Origin of the sequence: Pseudomonas jinjuensis (assembly GCF_900103845.1) — a bacterium.
GTDB lineage: Bacteria > Pseudomonadota > Gammaproteobacteria > Pseudomonadales > Pseudomonadaceae > Pseudomonas > Pseudomonas jinjuensis.
Genome location: NZ_FNIJ01000029.1, coordinates 1 through 1,680, shown reverse-complemented (window position 1 = coordinate 1,680; position 1,680 = coordinate 1). Strand labels below are relative to the sequence as shown.

Below are 1,680 nucleotides of genomic sequence, written 5' to 3'. Positions count from 1 at the left end.
TGGCCCAGGCTGTGTAAAAACGTTGGCATCGACCTTGCTCGGATTTGATGGAATCAAACTCAGCAGGGCGGCCCATGAAGCGTTTCATCCAGGGAGAACATCGAGGTCAAAGCACGCTGCTTCCGGAGAGCCTGGATGACTACGTCGCGGACACCAACCCGGTGCGGGTGGTCGATGTGTTCGTCGATGAACTCGACCTCGGCCAGTTGGGTTTCGACGGTGTCGTCCCGGCGGAAACGGGCAGACCTGCTTACCATCCTGCCGATCTCCTGAAGATCTACATCTACGGCTATCTCAATCGCATCCAGTCCAGTCGCCGGCTGGAGCGAGAGGCCCAGCGCAATGTCGAATTGATGTGGCTGACCGGACGTCTGATGCCGGACTTCAAGACCATCGCCAACTTCCGCAAGGACAACGGCAAAGCCATTCGCGGTGTCTGCCGGCAGTTCGTGGTGCTGTGCCAGCAGCTCGGTTTGTTCGCCGAAGCGCTCGTGGCCATCGATGGCAGCAAGTTCAAGGCGGTCAACAATCGCGACCGCAACTTCACCAGCGCCAAGCTGCAACGGCGAATGGCGGAGATCGAGTCGAGCATCAATCGTTACCTGACGGCGCTCGATACTGCAGATCGTCAGGAGCCTGCCGTTGCTCAGGTCAAAGCCGAACGCCTCCACGACAAGATCGCGACCTTGAAAGCCAAGATGCAGGAACTCAAGGAAATCGAGGTTCAGCTCAACGAAACACCGGATAAACAGATCTCCCTGACCGATCCCGATGCCCGCTCGATGAAGACACGCGGCAGCGGAATGGTTGGCTACAACGTGCAGGCAGCGGTCGATGCGAAACACCACCTGATCGTGACCCACGAGGTCACGAACGACGGAGTCGATCGAGACCAACTGAGTGCGATGGCCAAGCAGGCGCGAGAAGCCATGGGCGTCGAGGAACTGTCGGCGGTCGCAGACAGAGGGTATTTCAAAGGCGAAGAAATCCTGGCGTGCCATGAAGCTGGAATCACCGTTTTCGTCCCCAAGACACTGACCTCAGGAGCGACAGCAGCTGGCCGCTTTGGCAAAGGGGATTTCATCTATGACGCTGCAAAGAACGAGTACCGCTGCCCTGCCGGGCAAAGCCTGATCTGGCGTTTCTCACACGTCGAGAAAGGGCTAAAGCTGCATCGTTACTGGAGTTCGCATTGCCAGGGCTGTGCGTTGAAGGAGCGCTGCACACCCAGCACAGAGCGACGAGTGAGCCGCTGGGAGCATGAGTCCGTACTCGAGGCGATGCAGTCCCGTCTGGATCAGGCACCGGAAATGATGCGGATCCGCCGCCAGACGGTGGAGCACCCATTCGGCACGCTGAAGGCCTGGATGGGTGCCACCCATTTCCTCACCCGAACGCTCGAGCGGGTGAGCACGGAGATGAGCCTGCATGTGCTCGCTTACAACTTCAAACGAGTGCTGAACCTGCTGGGCAATAGTGCGCTGATGGCCGCCATTAAGGCCTGAAACTCCATTGGCGGCCCGCTGAGCCCGTCGCACAGCATCGCGGAGCCACACTTTCCCAAGGCAGTTGAATGACTCGGATCGACACGCCCAGCGCCCATGGGGCCTCTGGGCGCTGCTAAAACAACCCAACATCCAGCTATTCATCACCCGCCGCGTTTTTACACAGCCTCGGCCG

At 59.0% G+C, this 1,680-nt stretch carries 1 protein-coding gene; it reads left to right on the top strand.

What is annotated here, in order from left to right:
* Positions 1-74 precede the first annotated feature (74 nt).
* Complete coding sequence (locus BLR75_RS26265; protein ID WP_084315557.1) at positions 75-1,505, top strand: IS1182 family transposase; 1,431 nt, start codon at positions 75-77, stop codon at positions 1,503-1,505.
* Positions 1,506-1,680: the final 175 nt, after the last annotated feature.

Bases quoted from the DNA above. Each gene is read 5' to 3' on its own strand.
- BLR75_RS26265 (WP_084315557.1), top strand. From the start codon at position 75: ATGAAGCGTTTCATCCAGGGAGAACATCGAGGTCAAAGCACGCTGCTT.